This window comes from Acidovorax sp. FW305-C-20-28, assembly GCF_058783375.1.
On record NZ_JBYSYM010000026.1, the window covers coordinates 66,210 to 87,689 of the forward strand.

21 protein-coding genes are annotated in these 21,480 nt (G+C 69.0%); 7 read left to right on the forward strand and 14 right to left on the reverse strand.

Going from position 1 to position 21,480, the window contains the following annotated elements:
* Nucleotides 1–8: 8 nt before the first annotated feature.
* Together AC3WOH_RS25510 and AC3WOH_RS25515 are read right to left on the reverse strand one after the other, a co-directional pair.
* Nucleotides 9–1,163 carry a trans-sulfuration enzyme family protein gene (locus tag AC3WOH_RS25510; RefSeq protein WP_492232133.1) on the reverse strand — a complete coding sequence of 385 codons (1,155 nt, stop codon included), beginning with the start codon at nucleotides 1,161–1,163 and terminating at the stop codon, nucleotides 9–11.
* 14 nt (nucleotides 1,164–1,177) lie between these two features.
* Nucleotides 1,178–2,179 carry a tripartite tricarboxylate transporter substrate-binding protein gene (locus AC3WOH_RS25515; RefSeq protein ID WP_492232134.1) on the reverse strand — a complete coding sequence of 334 codons (1,002 nt, stop codon included), beginning with the start codon at nucleotides 2,177–2,179 and terminating at the stop codon, nucleotides 1,178–1,180.
* Between the two features lie 149 nt (nucleotides 2,180–2,328).
* On the opposite strand from AC3WOH_RS25515, the gene AC3WOH_RS25520 reads away from it, so the two are divergent.
* Complete coding sequence (locus AC3WOH_RS25520) at nucleotides 2,329–3,231, forward strand: LysR substrate-binding domain-containing protein (protein ID WP_492232135.1); 903 nt, start codon at nucleotides 2,329–2,331, stop codon at nucleotides 3,229–3,231.
* A gap of 311 nt (nucleotides 3,232–3,542) precedes the next feature.
* A complete protein-coding gene (locus AC3WOH_RS25525; protein ID WP_492232136.1) occupies nucleotides 3,543–4,688 on the forward strand; it encodes an NAD(P)/FAD-dependent oxidoreductase in 1,146 nt (381 codons plus the stop codon).
* A gap of 124 nt (nucleotides 4,689–4,812) precedes the next feature.
* Here AC3WOH_RS25525 and AC3WOH_RS25530 read toward each other — a convergent pair whose 3' ends face one another.
* Both AC3WOH_RS25530 and AC3WOH_RS25535 read right to left on the reverse strand, forming a co-directional pair.
* Complete coding sequence (locus tag AC3WOH_RS25530; protein ID WP_492232137.1) at nucleotides 4,813–5,922, reverse strand: FUSC family protein; 1,110 nt, start codon at nucleotides 5,920–5,922, stop codon at nucleotides 4,813–4,815.
* Nucleotides 5,923–5,924: 2 nt separating this feature from the next.
* Nucleotides 5,925–6,377 carry a MarR family winged helix-turn-helix transcriptional regulator gene (locus tag AC3WOH_RS25535; RefSeq protein WP_492232138.1) on the reverse strand — a complete coding sequence of 151 codons (453 nt, stop codon included), beginning with the start codon at nucleotides 6,375–6,377 and terminating at the stop codon, nucleotides 5,925–5,927.
* A 219-nt stretch (nucleotides 6,378–6,596) separates the two neighbouring features.
* On the opposite strand from AC3WOH_RS25535, the gene AC3WOH_RS25540 reads away from it, so the two are divergent.
* Genes AC3WOH_RS25540 through AC3WOH_RS25550 form a run of 3 tightly spaced genes read left to right on the forward strand, consistent with a single transcriptional unit; the run spans nucleotide 6,597 to nucleotide 8,035 of the window.
* Nucleotides 6,597–7,319 carry a class I SAM-dependent methyltransferase gene (locus AC3WOH_RS25540; RefSeq protein ID WP_492232139.1) on the forward strand — a complete coding sequence of 241 codons (723 nt, stop codon included), beginning with the start codon at nucleotides 6,597–6,599 and terminating at the stop codon, nucleotides 7,317–7,319.
* Between the two features lie 13 nt (nucleotides 7,320–7,332).
* Nucleotides 7,333–7,722, forward strand: a complete 390-nt coding sequence (locus tag AC3WOH_RS25545) for a VOC family protein (protein WP_492232140.1) — start codon at nucleotides 7,333–7,335, stop codon at nucleotides 7,720–7,722.
* Entirely contained in the window at nucleotides 7,715–8,035 is a 321-nt protein-coding gene (locus AC3WOH_RS25550; protein WP_492232141.1) for a hypothetical protein, read from the forward strand. The genes AC3WOH_RS25545 and AC3WOH_RS25550 overlap by 8 nt, the downstream gene beginning before the upstream one ends.
* Nucleotides 8,036–8,052: 17 nt before the next feature.
* Here the strand turns inward: AC3WOH_RS25550 and AC3WOH_RS25555 are convergent, their stop codons facing one another.
* From AC3WOH_RS25555 to AC3WOH_RS25600, 10 genes are all read right to left on the reverse strand, one after another.
* Nucleotides 8,053–8,439, reverse strand: coding sequence for a hypothetical protein (locus tag AC3WOH_RS25555; RefSeq protein WP_492232142.1), 387 nt, complete (start codon nucleotides 8,437–8,439; stop codon nucleotides 8,053–8,055).
* Nucleotides 8,440–8,529: 90 nt separating this feature from the next.
* Nucleotides 8,530–9,546 (reverse strand): diguanylate cyclase domain-containing protein, encoded by a 1,017-nt coding sequence (locus tag AC3WOH_RS25560; protein WP_492232143.1) that lies wholly within the window; start codon nucleotides 9,544–9,546, stop codon nucleotides 8,530–8,532.
* Nucleotides 9,543–10,553 (reverse strand): chemotaxis-specific protein-glutamate methyltransferase CheB, encoded by a 1,011-nt coding sequence (gene cheB, locus AC3WOH_RS25565; RefSeq protein WP_492232144.1) that lies wholly within the window; start codon nucleotides 10,551–10,553, stop codon nucleotides 9,543–9,545. Before cheB ends, AC3WOH_RS25560 begins: the two co-directional genes overlap by 4 nt.
* Nucleotides 10,550–12,778, reverse strand: a complete 2,229-nt coding sequence (locus AC3WOH_RS25570) for a hybrid sensor histidine kinase/response regulator (protein ID WP_492232145.1) — start codon at nucleotides 12,776–12,778, stop codon at nucleotides 10,550–10,552. Before AC3WOH_RS25570 ends, cheB begins: the two co-directional genes overlap by 4 nt.
* A complete protein-coding gene (locus tag AC3WOH_RS25575; RefSeq protein WP_492232146.1) occupies nucleotides 12,775–13,449 on the reverse strand; it encodes a chemotaxis protein CheW in 675 nt (224 codons plus the stop codon). The genes AC3WOH_RS25570 and AC3WOH_RS25575 overlap by 4 nt, the downstream gene beginning before the upstream one ends.
* A complete protein-coding gene (locus tag AC3WOH_RS25580; RefSeq protein ID WP_492232147.1) occupies nucleotides 13,433–14,686 on the reverse strand; it encodes a CheR family methyltransferase in 1,254 nt (417 codons plus the stop codon). Before AC3WOH_RS25580 ends, AC3WOH_RS25575 begins: the two co-directional genes overlap by 17 nt.
* Nucleotides 14,683–15,168: a chemotaxis protein CheW gene (locus AC3WOH_RS25585; RefSeq protein WP_492232148.1), complete on the reverse strand. Its 486-nt coding sequence runs from the start codon at nucleotides 15,166–15,168 to the stop codon at nucleotides 14,683–14,685. Before AC3WOH_RS25585 ends, AC3WOH_RS25580 begins: the two co-directional genes overlap by 4 nt.
* A 23-nt stretch (nucleotides 15,169–15,191) precedes the next feature.
* A complete protein-coding gene (locus tag AC3WOH_RS25590) occupies nucleotides 15,192–16,832 on the reverse strand; it encodes a methyl-accepting chemotaxis protein (protein WP_492232149.1) in 1,641 nt (546 codons plus the stop codon).
* Nucleotides 16,833–16,991: 159 nt separating this feature from the next.
* Nucleotides 16,992–18,029, reverse strand: coding sequence for a Bug family tripartite tricarboxylate transporter substrate binding protein (locus tag AC3WOH_RS25595; protein ID WP_492232150.1), 1,038 nt, complete (start codon nucleotides 18,027–18,029; stop codon nucleotides 16,992–16,994).
* A gap of 60 nt (nucleotides 18,030–18,089) precedes the next feature.
* On the reverse strand, nucleotides 18,090–19,328 hold the full coding sequence (locus tag AC3WOH_RS25600) for a M20 aminoacylase family protein (RefSeq protein ID WP_492232151.1): 1,239 nt from the start codon (nucleotides 19,326–19,328) through the stop codon (nucleotides 18,090–18,092).
* A 208-nt stretch (nucleotides 19,329–19,536) separates the two neighbouring features.
* Here AC3WOH_RS25600 and AC3WOH_RS25605 point away from each other — a divergent pair, with 208 nt between their 5' ends.
* Nucleotides 19,537–20,514, forward strand: a complete 978-nt coding sequence (locus AC3WOH_RS25605) for a LysR family transcriptional regulator (protein WP_492232152.1) — start codon at nucleotides 19,537–19,539, stop codon at nucleotides 20,512–20,514.
* A gap of 124 nt (nucleotides 20,515–20,638) precedes the next feature.
* Nucleotides 20,639–21,436 carry an SHOCT domain-containing protein gene (locus tag AC3WOH_RS25610; protein ID WP_492232153.1) on the forward strand — a complete coding sequence of 266 codons (798 nt, stop codon included), beginning with the start codon at nucleotides 20,639–20,641 and terminating at the stop codon, nucleotides 21,434–21,436.
* Nucleotides 21,437–21,480 lie beyond the last annotated feature (44 nt).

The following is a 21,480-nucleotide window of genomic DNA, read 5'->3' on the forward strand; positions in this document are numbered from 1 at the left end:
TTGCAGACTCAGCCCGCAGCGCTGCGCAGCGCCTGCTCCACATCCGCCGCCAGCAGCTCAGCCCCCTCGGCGCCAATGGCCAGGCGCACGATGCCCTGCGTGACCTTGCAATACGCCCGCCGGGCCTGCTCGGCCTCGGGGTAGTACCCGGCCAGGCTGTGCACGCCGCCCCAGCTGGCGCCGATGCGAAAGACCTGGAGCGCGTCGAAGAACTGGTGCACCTGCTCCATGGATTGCAGCCGGGGCACGAAGGACAGCACGCACCCGCCGGCCTGAAAGGACGCGGCCCAGCGTGCATGCCCTTCGTCGCCGGGGCGGGGCGGGAACATGACGCGCTCCACATGGGGATTGTTCGCCAGCCGCTCGGCCACGGCCAGGGCCGATGCGCACTGGTGGGCATAACGCAGTGCCAAGGTGTCCAGCCCGCGCAGCACGAGAAAGCAGTCGTCGGGACCCACGGCCTGGCCGAGCACGCTCTGGGCGGTGCGCAGCTTTTCATACAGGCCGCGGTTGTCGGTGGCGATGGCGCCCAGCAGCAGGTCCGAATGGCCGCCGAACAGCTTGGATGCCGCCTCCACTACGATGTCGATGCCCAAGGGCACGCCCTGCAAGCCTAGCGGCGAGGCCCAGCTGTTGTCGAGCACGGTGGTGATGCCGGCCGCCCGCGCGGCGCGCACGATGGCCGGCAGGTCCTGCATCTCCATGGTCAACGAGCCGGGCGATTCCAGAAAGATGAGTTTGGTGTTCGGCTTGAAGCGCTCGGCCAGCTCCGCGCCCGCGCAGGGGTCGAAGGTTTCGCACGCCACGCCAAAGCGCTGCAGGTAGTCGCTGGCAACGCTGCGCAGCGGGCCGTAGGCCGAGTCGGCGATGAGCACGTGGTCGCCGGCGCCCAGCAGCGCCAGCGCCACCTGGCACAGCGCGGACTGGCCCGAGGGCGTGACGATGCAGTGGCTGGCGCCTTCGAGCCGGGCGATGCGCTCTTCGAGCATGCGCGTGGTCGGCGTGCCCATGATGCCGTAGGTGTAGCCGTCGAACAGGCGCTCCTTGCGCGTGGTGAAGTCGGCAATGTTGTCGAACAGCACGGTGGATGCGCGCCACACGGCGGGGGAGAGGCTCTGGAAGCCTTCGGTGTGCTTGCCGGTTGCTGGATTGGTGTCTTTCATGTGTTTGTCTGTGTTCATTCAGGCTTGATGCCGAGGTCGGATACCACCTTGGCCCACTTCGCAGCCTCGGCGCGGATGAAGGCCATGGTGTCGTCCGGCGCCTTGCTGCGCAGGTTGATGGCCAGGCTGGAGATGCGGGACTGCACCTGCTTGTCCGCGAGCGCCTTGGTGGTGGAGGTGTACAGCCGGTCGACGATGGGCCGGGGCGTCCTGGCCGGCACGACCAGCGCCCACCACTGCCCGAAGTCCAGCGTGGACAGGCGCAGCTCGCTCGCGGCAGGGACCTGGGGCAGTTGCGCGATGCGCCAGCTGCCGGTGACCATGAGCGGCACGATCTTGCCCGCGCCCAGCAGGCTGCTGGCGCTGGCCAGCGTGCAGAAGTGGCCCGCGACCAGGCCGGCTGCGATGTCGGTGAGGGCCGGGGCCGAGCCCTTGTAGGGGATCAGGTCAAAGGGGACTTTGAGCTCCTTGGCGAACAGGCCTGCCGTCAGGTGGCTGATGCTGCCGTTGCCGCTGGTGGCCAGGGTGAAAGGGTCGGCGGCCTTGCGCGCGTCGGCCAGGAAGTTCTGGAACTGCCCCTCCTTGTACTTCTGCGCATTGACGAAAAGCACCAGCGGCGAATCGCCCAGCAACGAGACGGCGGCCGTGTCGTTCATGAGGTCGTAGGACACCTTCTGGAAAACCGAGGGCGCAATCGCGTGCGCCAGCTCGATCACCGAGGCCGTGTACCCGTCGGCTGCCGACTTGGCCATCGCATCCACACCCAGGCGGCCCGATGCGCCGGGCCGGTTGTCCACCACCACGGGCTTGCCCAGCAGATCGCCCAGGTTCTGCCCGACCGCGCGGGCCAGCACATCGGTGCTGCCGCCGGCCGACCAGGGCACGATCAGCTTGACAGGTTTGTCGGGATAAACCGGGTCTGCCCAGGATTTGGTCAGTGGGGCCAGGGAGCCCACGGCGGCACCGGCCATACCCAGCAAGGTGCTGCGCCGATTCAAGGATTGAATATTATTCATGGGATACACCACGCCTATTGGATTGCATTTCAATAACCAGATCAATGATCGATATTCATCTGGGGCTTCGGTGCTGACTCTAAAATCAGAGGTAATTACAATCAATGACTGAAATGCAGTCATTCATGTGCAAACCTGATAGGTGACCCATGAACTTTCGCCAAGTAGAAGCCTTTCGCGCCGTGATGGTCACCGGCTCGGCCTCGCGCGCGGCCGACCTGCTGCAGATCACCCAGCCGGCCATCAGCCGCAGCATCCTGGAGCTGGAGAAGCTTACGGGCTTTCCACTGTTCGACCGCATCCGCGGCCGGCTGGTGCCCACGGCCGAGGGGCAGCTGTTCTTTCGCGACGTGGAGAGCAGCTTCCAGGGGCTGGACCGGCTGCGCGTGAGCGCGGCGCGCATCCGCGACTTCGGCACGGGCGACATCCGCATGGCCAGCCTGGCGGCCATGGGCTCGACCCTGGTGCCGCATGCGCTGCGGCTGTTCCGCGAGCGGCATCCCTCGATGGCGGTGACCTTGCAGGTAGCGGCGTCGTCCTCCGTGCGCGAGCTGGTGATGGCCAGCCGCTTCGACGTGGGCCTGGCCGCTGACGAGATCGATGTCACGGGCCTGGAGCACCAGCTCTTTGCCACGCCCAAGGCGGTGTGCGCCATGCCGGCCGGGCACCCGCTGGCAGAGCGCGCGGTGGTCACCCCCGAAGACCTGGCCGGCGAGCCCTTCATTGCCCTGGCACCCGAGGACACTGTGCGCCGCAAGCTCGACAAGGTGTTCGAATCCAAGGGCGTGCGCCCCAAGGTGGTGGCTGAGACGCCCAATTCGTCCACCGTCTGCGCGCTGGCCATGGAGGGGCTGGGCGTGGGGCTGGTCAACCCCTATGCGGCCGACGGCTACGCCGCGCGCGGGGTGGTGTTCCGTCCGTTCTCGGCGGCGGTGCACTTTCGCACCCTGCTGATCTTTCGGCCGGATCTGCCCAAGTCGCGCATCGTGCGCGACTTGGCGGCCTGCCTGTTTGAGGCGCGCAACCTGCGGGCGGATCGGTTGGTGAACTGAAGCGCCTGCGCCGTCAGGCGCGGGCTGGGTATCAGGTTTGGTAATGGCAGATGCCATCGGCGTCATTGTTTTCATGGGGTTGCCGGCCGTACAGTGCCTGCACCCCTGATCGATACCTGTTTTTAAACACCTGGCGGCCTTTCAACGGCCGTGCTGCCGCATATTCGGGTGATTTTGTTTTTCGGCGCAATGGGTAATCGCATGGGGTGATTTTTGGATAACCCAGTTCCACAACGCATTATTTTCCCCTCATGATTCAACGACGCAATTTTCTCCAGGCCGCCGCATGGGGCGCAGGCTCCGTTTCCGCGATGGCGTTCGCCAAGGGCAACCGGCCCCGGGTCGGCGTGGTGGGCGCGGGCATCATCGGTGCCTCGGTTGCCGCCTACCTGGCCGATGCAGGGGCTGAGGTCATCGTCTTCGAGAAGGAGGCGCCGGCCTCGGGCGCCACCCGGGCGTCCCTGGCGTGGATCAACCCGAGTACCGTGAATGCCGACTACCGCGACCTGCGCCTGGCCAGCATGGTGGAGTGGCATCGCTTTCAGGAGCGCTTGCAGCTGGAGGTGACCTGGGGCGGCTCCATCAGCTGGAGCGACGATGCCCAGAAGGCCAAGAATCTGGACCAGCGCGAAGAGGTGCTGCGCACCGCCAGCGCCAACCCGCAGCATGTCACCGAGGCCGGCATCAAGGCGCTGAGCCCTTACCTCGAACCCGGCGAAACGAAAGCCGGCTTCTATCTGCCACAGGACGGGCACATCGACCCCGTGGCCACCACCCAAAAGATCCTGGCCTATGCCGTGGCCAAGGGTGCCCAGGTGCTCCACCCTTGCTCGGTGGAGGAGATCCGGCTCGACCGGGGCCAGGTCACCGGTGTGCGCACCAGCAAGGGTGATGTCCACCCGCTCGACTACCTGGTGTCGGCCTGCGGCACCGACACCTCGGCGCTGCTGGCGAAGGTGGGTGTGAAGATCGGCATGAACGCCGTGCCAGGGCTCAAAATTCACACGCACCCCATCGCCGCGACGACGCGCAAGGTGTACGACTTTTCCAGCGCGCTGGAATGGAAGCAGATGCCCAATGGCGAGGCTGTGGCCATCTACGTGGGCGGTCCGCCCAAGACGCCCACGCACGAACCGGTGTACGCGGGCGCGCTGCGCAGCCACCCTACGCAGGAACTGGCCACCATGCATGGCGAGAGCCTCAAGGCCAAGGTGGCCAGGTACTGGCCGACCCTCAAGGAGGCACGCGTCAAGGACGTGATCGTGGGCTACCGCCCCATGCCGCTGGACGGCCTGCCCATAGTCGGCAAGGTGCCGGGCGTCGCCGGCATGTACATGGTGGCCACCCACAGCGGCGTGACGCTGGCGCCCCTGCTGGGCAAATTCGCAGCGCAGGAGGTCCTCACCAGCGAGCGGCTGGCTGTGCTGGCCAAGTACCGGCCGGAACGGTTTCTGTGACCGTTGTGCTCAGAGCGGCTAACAAAACTCTTCTGGCGTTGTTGCCGCGTCTTGTCGTACTACCCGTACTGCCTGCGACGCAGTGCCTAGCCAGAACCGCTTCGCTGAGTTTTGTTATCCGCTCTCAGGTGCCATGCGCCCGCTCATGGTGGGCGGCGAGATGCAGGCGGTCTTCCAGCGTAGAGAACACCAGGGCGAACACCATGCCCACCAGGGCGCCGAGCCCGGTGTCCAGCACGCGCGCCAGGGGCATGCCGGCTGCGGCGCCGGGCGTGGCCAGCGAGGTCATGAGCAGGGCCATGGGTGTCACGAAGACCTGGCCCAGCGCGTAGTTGGCGCCGATCACCACCTCGGTGGCCAGCTGCAGCACGATCACGGCCGCCAGCAGGGGCCAGAAGCCGGGCTGCTGCGCCAGCACCAGCCAGGCCAGTGCCGCACCGGCCACGGTGCCCAGGGTGCGCTGCACGGCGCGGTGCATGGCGGTGTGCAAATGGCTGCCCTGCAGCACGGCCATGGCGCCGATGGCGGCCCAGGCCGGGTGCTGCCAGCCGGCGGCCAGGGCCAGCAGGCCGGCGCAGGCGGTGCACAGGGCAATGCGGGCAAATTGCAGCCACGGTGCCTGCACCAGGGGCGCTTGCGGTGGGGCTGCGGGCGCGGTGCGCAGCCAGTCGCTGGCGCGGCACACCGCAGCGGCTGCCGCCACGCCGGCCAGGGTGAAGAGCAGGCGTCCGGCCACCGCATGCCCACCATCCACCGGGCCCAGGGCGGCGCAGCCGGCAAACACAAAGATCACCGCGCCGGGCGGGCCCAGCTGCCAGCGCCCGGCCAGCCACGAGACCGTGCCCGCCAGCAGGCCCAGGCACAGCAGCAGCGCAACCGGGCTGGCGCCCGCCATGCCGGCCAGCGACATCACTGCGACCGCGCCAATCAGCAGCGCCCCCGCCCGCAGCACGGCGGGCAGGCGCTGGCCGGCCGGCGCAAAGCGCCCCAGCAGTGCCGCCAGCGCGCCCAGTGCCGCATAGCCCACCAGGTGCGCCCAGGGCGACAGGTGGGTGGCCCCCGCAGCGATCAGCACAGCCAGGCCGGTCTGCAGGCCCACCACGACGGCATTGCGCAGCGAGGGCAGGGGGCTGATGGCGCAGGCCTCGCGCAGGCGCGCCGGGGCCAACAGGCGCGGCAGGCTGGCCATGTGCGAGCTGTGGGCGGTGGAGGAAGTGGCGGTGGTGGTCTGCATGCTCATGCCTGCATTGCTATGCGCGCCTCGATGCGCTCGAAGGCGCGCAGCAGCGTCAATGCCTCTTGTTCGCCAATGTCGGCCAGCAGCTCCGACTCGATAGCCTGCAACTGCTTGCGCAAGGCGGCCACGGTGCGGCGGCCGGCGGCGGTCAGGTGCACCAGCTTCACGCGGCGGTCCTCGGGGTGGGGGCGGCGCTCGATCAGGCCGCGCTCCACCAAGATGTCGAGCAGCCGCACCAGGCTGGAGCCATCGAGCCCCACAGCCGCAGCCAGCGCGCTTTGCGAGACGCCGCTGTCGCTGCCCAGCTCGTGCAGGTGCATCAGCGGCGCCCAGGTGGCATCGCTCAGGCCGCTGGCCGACAGGCGCGCATCCAGCGCCTGGCGCCAGCGCCGGGCCAGGCCCACCAGGCGGATGCCGATGCGGTGGCGGGGATCGGAGAGGGCTTCTTTCATGGAGGTCGATTTTATCACAATCATTTGAATTCAAATAATTGTGATGCAATCAGAGTGGCCGGGCGAGGGCTGTTACCGTTGCATGCACTGGGGGATAGGGGGTGGGGCCTTCTCTTGGCCTATCATGTGATGAAGAGCAAGCCGCCCGGTGCCCCATCGGTCCTCGGCCCGCCAACCAGAACATTGAACCGGCGGCCTTCCGCCCAAGCCCGTCCATCCATGCCCTCTCTTTCGTCCCCTCCGGCCGCAACACCCTCCCACGCCTTTGTCCCCGAGACCCGCTTCGGCCTGTGGTTCCTGTCCACCGAGACCTGGCGCGTGCATGTGCTGCAGCGCGCCCTCAACGACCTGCAGGCCCTGGCGCCTGACCTGCCCAAGGGCGGGTCGGTGCTCGATATCGGCACCGGGCAAGGCCATTCGCTGCCCGAGCTGGCGCAGCGCTTTCGCCCCACGCAGATCCACGCCCTGGACCCCGAGCCCGACTTTGCCGAGCGCTGCGACGCCATGCGCCAGGCGGCCGGCGCCCCCGTCACCCTGCACCATGCGCATGCCGAGAAGATCCCGCTGCCCGATGCCTCGGTGGACCTGGTGCTGTGCCACCAGACCCTGCACCACATCGTGGACCAGCAGAGCGCGCTGGCCGAGGTCTTTCGCGTGCTCAAGCCCGGCGGCCACCTGCTGCTGGCCGAGAGCACGCGCGCCTACATCCACAGCTGGGTCATCCGCCTGCTGTTTCGCCACCCCATGCATGTGCAGCGCAGCGCGCCCGAGTTCCTGGCCATGCTGGGCGAGGCCGGCTTCGAGGTGAAGCCCGAGCAGGTGAGCACGCCCTACCTGTGGTGGAGCCGCAAGGACCTGGGCGCCTTCGAATGGCTGGGCTTTGGCGTGCCCAAGGTGCGCGAGGAAACCCTGCTCAACGCCGTCGCACGCAAGCCACTTTGAGGAGCCAAGCACCATGCAGATCAAACTCGCCAGCGTCCTGGTGGACGACCAGGAAAAGGCCCTGAAGTTCTACACCGAGCAACTGGGCTTTGTGAAGGACAAGGACATCCCCATGGGCACGTTCCGCTGGCTCACCGTCAACTCGCCCGACGGGGCCGAGGGCGTGGAGCTGGTGCTCGAACCCATGGCGTTTCCGCCTTCTGCCGTATACCAGCGCGCGCTGTTCGAGGCGGGCATTCCGGCCACGGCCTTCATCACCAAGGACCTGGCGGGCGACTACGCGCGCCTCAAGGCCAATGGGGTGCAGTTCCGGGGTGAGCCCATGCGCGCAGGGCCGATCACCATGGTGCTGTTCGAGGACACCTGCGGCAATCTGATCAATCTGGTGCAACCGGATGACTGAGCCCCGCGGGGCGCCAGCGGCCGATCCCGGGATCGACGCAGTGCTGGCCCTCTGCGACGCCGCTTACGACGAGGTGCGCCGCCTCGGCGCGGTGCACGACGAGGCGCGCATGCAGGACATCATCGACCGGCTGCATGTGCTGGCGCGGGTGTACGCCGATACGCCCATGGTGCCCAAGGCGCTGGCGGGCGTGCTATTCGACCTGTCCACGGCCTTGTACTCGGCGGCGGACACGACGGACGAGGCACGCTGCAAGGCCGCGTTTGCGTGGTTCGACGAATTTTGCGATGCCGCGCGGGGCGTGCTGAACTAGCTTGCCATCCGATGGGCTCAACCCAGCGCCCGGATCACCGCCGCATGCGCCATCGCCAGTTCGGGCGAGGTGTGGAAGTGGCGCTGGTAGTGGCTTGAAAAATCCGCCTCGGCCGATGCTTCCAGCTTGAGCATCTCGCGCACCCGGCCGGCCACCACCTCAGGGGCATCGCTGGCATCGGTGTTGCCGGGTTCCATGGCCTCATCGAGCATCACGATCAGGCGGCTCAGCGGTTCCAGCCAGCGCATCGACTCGGCGTAGGCCATGACCTGCAGGAACTCGCCGGCCGACTGGCGGCCGTGCAGCTTCTCGTAGTCGCGCCGCTCCAGCTCGATCAGGTGGCGGTGCAGGCCGAGCAGGGCAGTGCGCAGGGCGGCGCATCGTTCGGGGGTGGCGGTGGTCATTGCAAGTCTTTCAGTTGGGGCGTGGCGGTGCGGGGCATCTGCGCGCACGGTGCTGCGCATGATCGCATGCGCCGCATGGTCTGGCGCCGTTCAGATGGTGCCTACGCAGTTGCGGCCGTTCTCCTTGGCCTCGTACAGGGCCGCGTCCGCGCGCTGTATCAGCGCGACGGGCTGCATTTCGCGGTCGGGCACCACGGTGGCCACACCGATCGAGACGGTGAGCGGCGCATCGGCCATGGGCGCCACATGCGCGATGGCCATCTTTTCCACCGCGCGCCGCGCCTCGTCGGCCAGTGACCGGGCTCCGTCCGCCGAGGTGTTGGGCAGTATGACGGCGAATTCTTCGCCGCCGTAGCGTGCGGCCAGATCGCCGGGGCGCGAGAAGGACTGGGCGATGACCTGGGCCACGCTGCGCAGGGCGTCGTCGCCCATCACATGGCCGAAGTTGTCGTTGTAGAGCTTGAAGTAGTCGACGTCGATCATCAGGAGCGACAGGTCTTGCTGCTCGCGCCGCGCGCGCTTCCATTCGATGTCCAGGTACTCGTCGAAATGGCGGCGGTTGGACAGGCCGGTCAGGCCATCCATCTTCATGGCCTGTTGCAGCGCGAGGTTGCTCTCCAGCAGCTGTTGCTGGCTCAGGCGCAGGGCGCGGTAGGCCTCGTCGCGTTGCCGCAGCGCCTGGTAGGCGCGCGAGTGGTAGCGGATGCGGGCGATCAGCTCGATGGTGTCGGGCAGCTTGACCAGGTAGTCGTTGGCCCCCGTCGCAAACGCCTGGCTCTTCACCTTGGGGTCTTCCTTGGAGGACAGCACAATGATGGGCAGGTCGCGCAGGGCCTCGGTCTGGCGGTACTCGCGCACCAGCTCCAGCCCATCGATGCCGGGCATCACCAGGTCCTGCAGGATCACCGTGGGCCGGATGCGCAAGGCCATGGCCACAGCCTCGGCCGGGTCGCTGCAGTAGTGGAAGTCGACCCCCGCCTCGCTGGCCAGCATGCGCCGCACGGCCTCGCCGATCATGGCCTGGTCGTCCACCAGCAGCACCATGACATCGAAATCGCCGGGTGCCTGGGGCCGCATGGTGTCGTCAAACATGCGGGTATCTGTCATGGGGTTCTCCTTGTCGGTGCCCGGCTGCACAATTCGGCCAGGCGTTTGGCGATGCGTTCCAGCGGCAGCACTTCGGCCGCCGCGCCAATGGCCGCTGCGGCCTTGGGCATGCCCCACACCGCGCTGCTGGCCTGGTCCTGGGTGATGGTGGGAAAGCCACGCTCGCGCATGGCCTTGAGCCCTTCTGCGCCGTCGCGTCCCATGCCCGTCAACAGCACGCCGATGGCGTCTCCCTGCCATTGCGCGGCCAGGCTGTGGAAGAACACGTCGATGGACGGGCGGTAGATCTGTTCAGTGGGCTCGGGGGTGTAGCGCAGTTCGCCGTGGCGACCCAGGCACAGGTGCTCATTGCGCCCGGCCAGCAGCACCGTGCCAGGCTGTGGCGCCTCGCCCGCCTGGACCAGGCGCACCGGCAGTGGCGATTCCCGCGCCAGCCATTCGGCCATGCCGGCCGAGAACTGGTCGTCCAGGTGCTGCACCAGCACCAGGGCGGCGTCCAGGTCGGGCGGCAGCGCGTGCAGCAGCAGGCTCAGGGCGGCCGGCCCGCCAGCCGAAGCGCCGATGGCGACCAGGCGGGTGCGTTGCGCGCCCTGCGTGGCGGTGGCGCGGTGCGGTGCGGGCTGGGGGGAGGCGGTGAGCCGCTGGATGTTCTGGATCTTGCGCAGCAGCAGCGCCGGATCGAGCGTCGCGGCGTTGACCAGTCCCGGCAGGTGGACGACGTCCAGGGCGCCATGGCCCAGGGCATTGAAGACCCATTCGGTGCTCAGTTCGGCCGCCAGGTCCACCAGCAGCACGGGGCAGGGCGCCTCGTCCATGATGCGCTGGGTGAGCGCCACCCGGTCCGCAGAGTCCAACTGCAACAACAGCAACTCGGGCGGGTCTTCGTGGCACAGGCCCAGGGCGGCCACATCCTCCATGGCCAGCCAACGCACGTCATGTACGGGCTCCAGCAGGTGGCGCAGGCCCAGTGCCAGCGACGGGGAGGTGAGCAGCAGGCCGAGCTTCATTCGAGTGCCTCTCCAATCAGCATCTGCACGGCTTCCAGCAAGGTTTCATCGTGGAAGCTGGACTTGGCCAGGTAGTGGTCGGCGCCGGCATCCAGGCCACGCCGGCGGTCTTCCTCGCGGTCCTTGTACGACACCACCACCACCGGCAGCGACTGCAGGCGTGCGTCGCGCCGCACCAGGCCGACCAGTTCGATGCCGTCCATGCGCGGCATGTCGATGTCGGTCACCAGCAGGTCGAAATCCTCGGCGCGCAGGGCGTTCCACCCGTCCATGCCGTCCACGGCCACGCTCACTTCGTAGCCGCGCCCGGCGAGCAGCTTGCGCTCCAGCTCGCGCACGGTCAGCGAATCGTCGACCACCAGCACGCGCTTGCGCCGCAGGGTCGGGCCCCCGGCGAACCGCGCCACCCGTTCCACCTGGCCTGCGCCCAGCAGCTTGTCGGCCGCGTTCATGAGCTCGTCCACGTCGAGGATGAGCACGGGGCTGCCATCGTCGAGCAGCGCGCCGGCCTCCACGCCGCGCAGCAGGCCCAGGCGCGGGTCCACCGGTATCACCACCAGGCTTTGCTCGCCCATGAAGCGGTCCACGGCAATGGCGTGGCTGCGCTCGTGGTGGGGTATCAGCACCACTGGCAGGCCCTGTGCATCGGGCTTGCCCAGGGGCAGCTGCAGCAGCTGGTGGGCCGCCACCAGGCCCACGGGGCGCCCCCGGTGCCACAGGTGCTGTTGCCCCTCGACCAGGGTGATGGCGTCGGGCGGCACGCGCAGGGTCTGCTCCACCCGCGCCAGGGGCAGCGCATAGGCCTCGCCGCCGATCTCCACCACCAGGCTGCGCAGCACCGACAGGGTGAGCGGCAGTTCCAGCTGGAACAGCGTGCCGCGCCCCTGCTGCTGGCGCACACGCACGGTACCGCGCAGTTGCCGCAGCGCGTGCTGCACCACGTCCAGGCCCACGCCGCGCCCCGAGATCTCGCTGACCTGCTCGCTCATGCTGAAGCCCGGCAGGAACAGAAAGGCCAGCAGCTCTTCCTCGTGCATTCGCTGCGCCATGGCTTCGGTGGCCAGCCGGCGCGCGATCACGGTGGCGCGCAGGCGCGCCAAGTCCACCCCGGCGCCGTCGTCCTGCAACTCCAGCAGCAGGCGCCCGGCCGCGTGGCGGGCGCGCAGCACCAGGTGGCCCTGGGCTGGCTTGCCGCTGGCCAGGCGCTGTTCGGGACTCTCGATGCCATGGTCCACGGCATTGCGCAGCAGCTGGATGAGCGGGGCCTCCAGCCGCTCCAGCACATCGCGGTCGCCCTGGATGTCTTCGCCCTCCAGCGCCAGCCAGACCTCCTTGCCCAGGCTGTGGCCGAGGTCGCGCACCATGCGCGCCTTGCCCGCCATCAGGTCGGCACAGGGGCGCATGCGCGAGGCCAGCGCGGCGTCGTACAGGCGCTGGCTGCGCTGGCCAAAGGCCCAGGCAAAGCTGTCGAAGGCCTCGGTGTGCTGCTGCAGCTGGGTCTGTGCCTCCAGCACCCAGTTGTTGGCATCGGCCAGCAGGGCCTTGGCCTGCGGGGGCAGCTCCTGCCCCGGCATGGCGTCGCGCAGGCCGCGCAGGGACCGGCCGATCTGCTGCTGCAGGCGCTTGAGCCGCTCCAGGCCCTGGCCCAGGGGCTTGGTGCGCTGCGCCGCCACCAGGGAGCGGCCCGCCAGGTCGAGCAGATCGTCCAGCCGGTCGGCCGACACGCGCAGGATGCGGTCCTGCGGCTCGGCAGGCGGTGGCGGGGGCTCGGGCGCCTGCGCGGGGGGCGTTGCCTGCTCAGGGGCTTCGAAGGCAGGGGTGGGAGGAGGTGTGGGCTCCCCGTCACCCCGCTGTGAGCCGGCGGCCAGGCGCTTGAGCAGGGCCGCCAGCCCGTCCACCGTGGTGCCTTCGCTCAGTTGCAGCAGTGCGTCGGAGCCTTGCAGCAGGGCATCGATGTGGGGCTTGGCCAGGCGCAGCTCGCCACGCTGGGCGGCCACCAGCAGGTCTTCCATCACATGGGCCAAGTCCACCGCAGCATCCAGCCCAATGATGCGCGCCGCGCCCTTGAGCGAGTGCGCAGCGCGCATGCAGGCGTCGAGCTGGGCCGGGTCGGTGGGTTCGCGCTCCAGCACCAGCAGGCCGCTGTTCATCACCTCGGTCTGGGCTTGCGCCTCCAGGCGGAAGAGCTCCTGCAGCGAGCGGTCCTTGTACGCATCGAGGTTCATGCCAGGCTCCTGAGCATGGCCTGGGTCAGGCGTTCGGCATCGAGCAGGGTGATGCTGCGCTGCTGCCATTGCAGCACGGCGGCGGCCAACTGGCTGGCAGCCAGACCGCTGGCGTGGCGGGGTTCCTGCAGCAGGGCGCGGGGCAGGGCATGCACGGCATCCACCGCGTGCACCTGCACCACCAGGGCACCGCCGGGGGCGTCCAGGATCAGCATGCGCGGCCGGTCCTGCGGCGTGGCTTCCGGGGCCAGGCCCAGCAGCAGGTCCAGCGACAGGCAGGGCACCAGGGTGCCGCGCACGTTGCACAGGCCGCGCAGGGAGCGGCTGCGCGGGTAGGGGATGCCGTGCACGGGCACCAGCACCGAGACCTCCTGCAGCAGCGTGGTGGGCAGGGCCAGCCAGTCCTGCCCCAGGCGAAAGACCAGGGCCGAGAGTGTGGCGCCGCCGGCCTGCGGGGCGTCCGCCTGCGGAGTGCTGTCGGCTACTGCCAGGTCCGGCCGGTGCCGGTCCAGCAGCGCCATGGCGGCTTCGGCATGGCGCTCGCAGTGGTGGCAGTGCACGTGCTGCGCCAGCCGCTCGCAGGAGCGGTCGCCCTGCACACCGATGCGCCGCCAGCAGGCGTCGAAGGCGGCGGCCTCGGGCGCCAGCAGGGATTCAGGGCTTGCCGGCATCGTGGGTTCCCTGCTGCTTCAGTCGCTGCTGCAACCGGGCCGCACCGCTGCGGTCGCCGTGCGCCGCCAGCAGGGCGGCCAGGTGGGCCAGGGCCTGGGCATGGTGGGGCTCCAGGTACAGGGCCTTGCGGTAGTGGCGCTGTGCGGTATCGGTCTGGCCTGCGCCGTCGCACAGCAGGCCCCACCAGAAATACAGCTCGGCCGAGGGGCCGTGCCGCTCCAGCTGCTCTGCACAGGCGCTGAGCGCTTCGGCGTTGCGCCCGGCGTTGGCGAGTGCCGCAATCCGGGCCAGTCCGGTTGCCGTGTCGGCGGGCGCCACGGGCGTGGCGGTCTGCGGGGGCGGCACGGGGCGCACGGTTGTCGCTGTTGCTGCCGGGGGATTCCACGGGGAGGCCGGTCTGGGCGTTGCGGGTGCTGCAGATGGGAGTGCCGCCGGAGCCGCGGGCGCCGCGCGGCGGCGAAAGGCAAAGCTGTGCGCCGTGTCCAGCGCTTGCAGGCCGCGCTGGGTCAGCAGACCAGCCTCTGCCGGGCCCACGAAGAGCAGGCCGTCGGCCAGCAGCACGCGTTCCAGCTGCGCCAGCGCCTGCAACTGGGTGGGGCGGTCAAAATAGATCAGCAGGTTGCGGCAAAACACAAAGTCGTAGGGCGCGCGCGCGGACAGCACGGCCGCGTCCAGCAGGTTGCCGGCTTGCCAGTTCACCATGCCGCGCAGCCTCTCGTGGATGCGGTGGGTGCCTTCGGCCTCGCGCTGGAAGTGGCGCTCCCGAAAATCCAGCGCGTCGCCGCGGAAGGCATTGCCGCTGTAGCGGCCCCGGGCCGCATGGTCCAGGGCATGCTGGCTGATGTCCAGGGCATCGATGTGCAGTCCGTGCGGCGCGAAGCCGGCGTCCAGCAGGGCCATGGCGATGGAGTAGGGCTCTTCACCGGTGGAGCAGGGCAGGCTGAGCAGGCGCAGGGGCTGCCCTGCCGTGCGGCGGCCTTGCAGCGCACGGGCCTGCCCGGTCAGCAAGGCAAATGATTCGGGGTAGCGGAAGAACCAGGTCTCGGGCACCACCACGGCTTCGATCAGGGCGCGCTGCTCGGCGGGCGATGCGCTGGCCAGGGCCCAGTAGGCCTCTTCGTCCAGGGCGCAGGCCGCCAGGCGCTGGCGCAGCGCGCGCTCGATGGCGCCTTGACCCAGGGTGCGCGCATCCAGCCCGATCAGGGTCTTGAGAAGCTGTTCCAGCCGCGCAATCATGGGGCGGTGCCTGCGGCGGGGAACAGCAGACTGGCCACATCGGGTGGCAGCAGGCCGTCGATGGCGATGTGCTGGATGGTGCCCGCAGCGCCTTGCTGGGCCTGCACGGCGCCCAGGTAGGCGCCGCCTGCAGCCAGGCCCATGGGGCGCTGCGCCTGCACGGGCAGGCGTTGCACCTGGTTGGCCTGCTCCAGCACCAGGCCCAGGGTGCGGGTTGGCGAATACTGCAGCAGCACCAGGCGGGTGTTGATGCTGGGCCGGGCCGCACGCCCGAGCACGCGCTGGCACAGGTCCAGCACGGGAATCGCCTCGCCGCGGTGGGTCAGCAGGCCGGCCACCCAAGGGGGTGCCTCGGGCACCTGCTTGAGCCGTTGTAGCGGCAGGACCTCGCGCACGGCGCTGGCCGCCAGGGCGTAGCGGTCCGCGCCCAGGCTGAACAGAAGGTGCAGCGGGTCGCGTTCCTGCGCCGCAATGGAGTCCATGGATTCTTGCCCCGTCTGGCGCTTCAGACCTTGAAGCGGCTGACCCCGCTGCGCAGGTTGTTGGCCACGTCGCTCATGTCCTCGATGGCCATGCCGGTCTGGCGCAGGGACTCGACGGTCTGGCCGCTGGCCTCGGTCAGTTGGCTCAGCGCCTGCTCGATCTGCTCGGCACCGCCGGACTGGGCCTGCATGCCCTCGCTGGCGAGCAGCACCTGTGGCGCCAGGGCCTGCACCTGGTGGATGATCTGCGAGAGCTGGTCGCCGACCTGGGCCATTTCGGCATTGCCGCGGCGCACCTCTTCGGAGAACTTGTCCATGCCCATCACGCCGGCCGATACGGCAGACTGGATTTCGCGCACCATCTGCTCGATGTCGTAGGTGGCGATGGCGGTCTGGTCGGCCAGGCGGCGCACCTCGGTGGCCACCACGCCGAAGCCGCGCCCGTATTCGCCGGCTTTTTCGGCCTCGATCGCGGCATTGAGCGACAGCAGGTTGGTCTGGTCGGCCACCTTGACGATGGTGGTGACCACCTGGTTGATGCCGCCGGCCTTTTCATTGAGCAGGGCCAGCTTGGCGTTGACCATTTCGGCGGCGCTGGTCAGTTGCTGCATCACCTCGGCCATGCGCAGCACGCCGCTGTGGCCCGAGCCGGCCAGGGTGGCCGTCTGCTCGGAGCGGGCCGAGACCTCGCCCATGGTGCGCACGAGCTCGCGCGAGGTCGCCGAGATCTGGCGCGAGGTGGCACCGATCTCGCTGGTGGTGGCGGCTGTTTCCGTCACCGTGGCCTGTTGCTGCTTGGCCGTGGCGGCGACCTCGGTGATGGAGGTGGTCAGTTGCACGGACGAGCGCTGGGCCTGCACGACCAGTTCGCGCAGCGAGGCGGCCATGCCGTTGAAGCCCTGCTCGATGGCGTTGAACTCATCGCTGCGGCCCAGGTTGAGCCGGCTGGACAGGTCGCCGTTGCCCAGGGTCTTCATGGCGGCCAGCGTGCCTTCGATGGGGCGCAGGATGGAGCGGTGCAGCAGCAGGCCGGATACCGCGGCGAGTACCAGCGCCAGCGCCAGCGCGCCCACCGACAGGCGCTTGTTGGAGGTGGCGGTCTCCTGCATCTCCTGCATGGCCTGCGTCACCTGGCGCTGGTTCAGCTCGATGATGAGGCTGAGCTGTTCGCGGTTCTTGTTCCACAGCGGCGCCACCTGTTCGTTGGTCAACTGCTCCGCCCGGGTTGCCTGACCCTGGGCCAGCAGGTCCAGCACCTGGCGGGCTTTCTGCTGGTATTCCTCCCGCGTGCGCGCGAACTCGGCGGTGGCCTCGCGGTCTGCCGGGGTGTAGACGGTGGGCTGGTACTCGGCATAGCTCTTGTCGACGCCGCTTTCAAGGGCGGCCAGCCGGGCCTTGGCTTCCGCAGGCAGCTCCGCCTTGCGGCCTTCGTTGGCCCGGGCGCTCTTCACCAGCTCCTGGACCTGCAGGAGGTGGTCCGTCATCTTCAGCCGCATGGCGGCGGCGATGGACATGCCGGCCAGATCCGAGGAGAGCACCTCGGTGGCCTGCGCGTGGTTGGCCACTGCACGCAGGTAGAAGGTGGCGGACATGCCGAGCATGACGGCAATGACCAGTGCAAAACTGGCGGCGATCCGTTGGCTGACCGTTAGTCCTCTCATCATGCGTCTTTCTGTGCAGGGGCTGGGGAGCATGGAGCCAGGGAAATGGGCTCTCAATCTGCCGCGAGCATGCCACAGGCACAGGCCGCTTTGGACAATTCGCCGAAATCAAGTCCCCGCGCGCGGCGCTTGCGGGGTGGGGCAGTACCGCGCCGGGTCGGTTTAGTCTTTCATCTTCGCAAAATCGACCAGCTTGGCGTACTGCGCCATGTCGCTGCGCATCAGCGCGGCCAGGTCGGCGTTGGCGGCGGTGGGCAGCACCATGCCGGCGTCTTCCAGGCGGCGGCGCACGGCCGGGTCCTGCAGGGTGGCCTTCAGGCCCTGGCTGAGCTGCTGGGCCAGGGCGGGCGGCAGGTTTTTGGGGGCGGCCATGGCGAACCAGCCGACCAGGTCGTAGCCCTTGAGCAGCGGGTGCTCGCCCAGCGCGGGCACATTGGGCAGGGCCGGGCTGCGCGTGGCGCTGGTGATGCCCAGGGGCACGACGCGGCCGCTCTGGATGAAGGGCAGGGCCGCGGTGGGCGAAAGCATGGCGAAGTCCAGCGTGCCGCCGGCCAGGTCGCTGGTGAGCGAGGCGGTGCCGCGGTAGGGGATGTGCGTCATGAAGATGCCGGCGCGCTGCTTGACCAGCTCGCCCGCAAAGTGCAGCGTCGAGCCCACGCCCGAGCTGCCGTAGCTGAACTTGCCGGGGTTGCGCCGGGCCAGGTCGACGAACTCGGCCAGGTTCTTCACCCCCGTCTTGGGGCCGGCCACCAGCAGCACGGGTGCGGTGGCGATGAGGCCGATGGGCGTCATGTCCTTGAGCGGGTCGTACTTTTGTGCGGGGTTCACCAGGCCCGTGGCCGCCATCTCGTTGCTGGAGCCCACGAGCAGGGTGTAGCCGTCGGCCGGGCTGCTGACCACGCGCTGCGCGGCAATGGCGCCGGCCGCGCCGCCCTGGTTGTCCATGACCAGCGTGGCGCCGAGTTTGGGGCCCAGCGCGTCGCCGACGATGCGTGCGGCCTGGTCGACCGAGCCGCCCGGTGGGTAGCCGATGACGATCTTGACCGGCTTGGTGGGCCAGGCCGCGCCCTGGGCGAAGGCGGTGGGAGCGCCGCCGCCCGCCAGTGCGGCCACGGTGGCAGCCGCCGCCAGCAAGGCGCCCCGGCGCGTCGGCCGGGCGGGCAGGGAGGGTATCAGTCGGGAGGAAAGCGGCGTGTGCATGGGGTGAAGCGGTGGTTTGGGGTTGCGGGAGGAAGGTAAGCAGGTCGCGTGCCGTGGGGCTCAGCCTTCGCGTGCGAGGAAGCGCTCGGTCAGCTTGACCCAGTAGGTCGAGGCCAGGGGCAGGCAGGCGTCGTTGAAGTCGTAGCCGGGGTTGTGCACCATGCAGCCGCCCGTGCCATGCGTGTCGCCCACGCCGTTGCCCACGATGAGGTAGCTGCCGGGGCACTGCTCCAGCATGAAAGAGAAGTCCTCGCTGCCGGTCAGCGGCTGCAGGTTGGGCATGAGGCCGTCTTCACCCAGCCAGTCGAGCGCGACCTGGCGCGCAAAGTCGGTGCTGGCCACGTCGTTCACCAGGGCCGGGTAGCGCCAGTGGTAGTCCACCTCGGCCTGCACACCGAGCGTGGCGGCCTGGGCCTGCACCAGGGCGGTGATGCGCTCGCGCAGCAGGGCGCGGATCTCGGGGCGGTAGGCGCGCACCGTGAGGCGCATGAGCACGCTGCCGGGGATGACGTTGGGCGCATCGCCGCCGTGGATGGCGCCCACGGAGATGACGGCCATCTCGCGCGGGTCCACATTGCGCGAGACGATGGTCTGCAGCGCCAGCACGATGTGCGCGGCCGCCACCACCGGGTCGGCCGCCAGGTGCGGCGCCGAGCCGTGGCCGCCGCGGCCCTTGACGGTGATGGTGACCGAGTCGGACGAGGCCATGAACGGCCCGCCCATGAAGCCGAAGGTACCCACCGGGTGGCCGGGCATGTTGTGCAGGGCGAAGATGGCTTCGCAGGGGAACTGCTCGAACAGGCCGTCCTCGATCATCTTGCGGCCGCCGCCCAGGCCTTCTTCGGCGGGCTGGAAGATTAGGTGCAAGGTGCCGTCGAAGTTGCGCTCCTTTGCCAGGTGGCGCGCCGCCGCCAGCAGGATGGCGGTGTGGCCGTCGTGCCCGCAGGCGTGCATCTTGCCCGCGTGGGTGCTGGCATAGGGCAGGCCCGTCTCTTCGTGGATGGGCAGGGCGTCCATGTCGGCGCGCAGGCCCAGCACGCGTGGGTTGCTGCCCAGGCGCAAGGTGCCCACCACGCCCGTGCCGCCCAGGCCGCGGTGCACGGCATAGCCCCATTCGGCCAGGCGCGCGGCCACCAGGTCGGCGGTGGCGAATTCCTCGAACGCCAGCTCGGGGTGGGCATGGATGTGGCGGCGCAGGGCGACCATCTCGGCCTCGATGGCACGGATGCCGGGCAGCACAGGGTCGGTGCCCGTGGTGTGCTGGTGTTGTTCGTTGTCTCGTTCGATGGCCTGGCTCATGGTGGCGTTTTCTGGTGGGTGAGGGAGGTTCATGCACGGCAGACATGGCGCCATGCACATGGAGCAAAGTCTAGAAACCAGGCCTGCACAGCGGCAGACAGGGGCTGCCTTGCGCCGCATGGCAGTGCTTGTCTTGCTGTTGTTACGGGCTTGTGCTGCGGCGGGCCGCGAGGGTGGCCTGCGGTGGCACGCACCGATAATGGCCGCCATGAAACTGCACCAGATGCGCTATATCGCCGCGGTGGCCGCGCACGGCAGCATCCGCGCTGCGGCGCGGGCCCTCCATGTGACGCAGGCGGCCGTCACCCAGGGCATGCGCGAGCTGGAGGCCGATTGCCAGCTGGCCCTGTTCACGCGGCACAGCGGCGGCATCGGCCTCACGCCTGCGGGGCGCGACCTGGTGCAGCATGCCCAGCGCATCCTGGAGCAGATGCACCAGGCCGAGCAGGACCTGGCGCGCCACCGCGATGCGGGCGCGCCGCAGCGCCTGTCCATCGGCATCACGCCCTGGGTCGCGCAGACCTTGCTGGCGCGCGTGCTGCCGCCGTTTCGCGCCGAGATGCCGCATGTGCAGCTGGAGCTGTACGACGGCTTCTCGGCCTTGGCCTACCCCAAACTGCGCGAGGGCAGCCTGGATCTGATGATCGGCCGCATCGCCGCGCCCGACGAGATGCTGGGCCTTCAGTCCACCCCGCTGTTCACCTACGAGGCCACGGTGATGGCGCGGGCTGGCCATGCCCGGGCGGGGGCCACGTCCATCCACGAGCTGTTGGACCAGGACTGGGTGCTCAACTTCGGCCCCGGTGGTGAGAAGGAGCTGATGGACCAATTGTTCACCTGCCACGGCGCCGCCGTGCCGCGCCACCACATCCACCTGGCGCAGTCGGCCTCGCTGATGCTGACCCTGGTGCAGAAGACCGACATGCTGACCTTCTGCCCCTGGCCGCTGGCCGAGACGGCCTCGCTGCGCGGCAGCATGGTGGCGCTGCAGCTGCGCGAGCAGTTCGCGCCGCGCACCGTGGGCATCATCCGCCGCAGCAACGAAACGCCCTCTCTGGCCGCGCAGCGTTTTCTGGCCCATTTTGCCGCGCAGGTGCAGGCCAGCGTGGAGTCGGACGACGCGGAGCTGCGCCGGGTGTTCTATTCGGTGGAGATGGCGCCGGGCGTGCAAGCCGCGGGAGCATGACGGCAGGCCACGCAAGCGGTCGGGGTCAGCGGCATTGTCCCTTTGCTGTCGATGTCATCTCCCGTGGCGCTTGCCGCGTTGTCTAAGATCACGCACAACGATGCCAAGAGGGAGAAGACGATCCATGCAGACCATTGCAAGAAATCTGGCCGTGGCCACCATGGCGCTGTGTGCCGCCGCGGCAGCATCGGCCCAGCAGTCCCAGAACATGGAGGCCATGAACCGCGGCGTGTTCACCGATGTGCCTGGGCCGCCGCTGGGCGGCAGCGTCAAGGACGCGACCGCCAAGAGGCGCGGCAGCCTGCAGCCGGGCACTGGTGACTTCTACCGCTTCGCCAAGATCGAGGCCGCGCCGCTCAGCCAGGAGACCAGCCCCATGGACCTGCGGCGCTGGACCCTGTCTGCCCTGGTGAACAAGGCCACGGGCGAGGTTGACTTTTACGTGCACTACTACGAGATCTACCGCGCCAGCTCCTGGAAGGCCTTCTCCGCGGCACAGACGGACGCAGGCGAAGCCCTCAAGCTCGGCCGCCTCGCCGCACGGGTGGTGTCCTGCCGCAGCGGCTGCTCCTACTCGGAGGAGCTTTTCATCGATCTTGCGCCGGGCACCGTGGAACGGGCGCGCATGCAGCCCCTGCGCATACAGCTGTCGGGCCTGGGTGCCAACGCAACGCTGGTCGAGGTCGGGGCGCAGGCGGTGAACGACCTGGTGGCCAAGGCCGAGCAGGAAGCAGCGAAGTACCGCAAGGTGGGTGCTTCGACCGGGGCAGTTCCTGCGTCCGCGCCGGTACCTGCCGCGTCGGCTGCGGCAACCCCGGCCCTCGTGGCCGATGAGCTGCAAAAGCTCGCCAGGCTCCGGGCCGATGGCATCATCACCGAGCAGGAATTCCTGAGCCTCAAGGGCAGGTTGCTGGCAAAGTGAGTCCGGGCGGGTGCGCCCTGCGGGCCATTGTTTGATTGCACCAG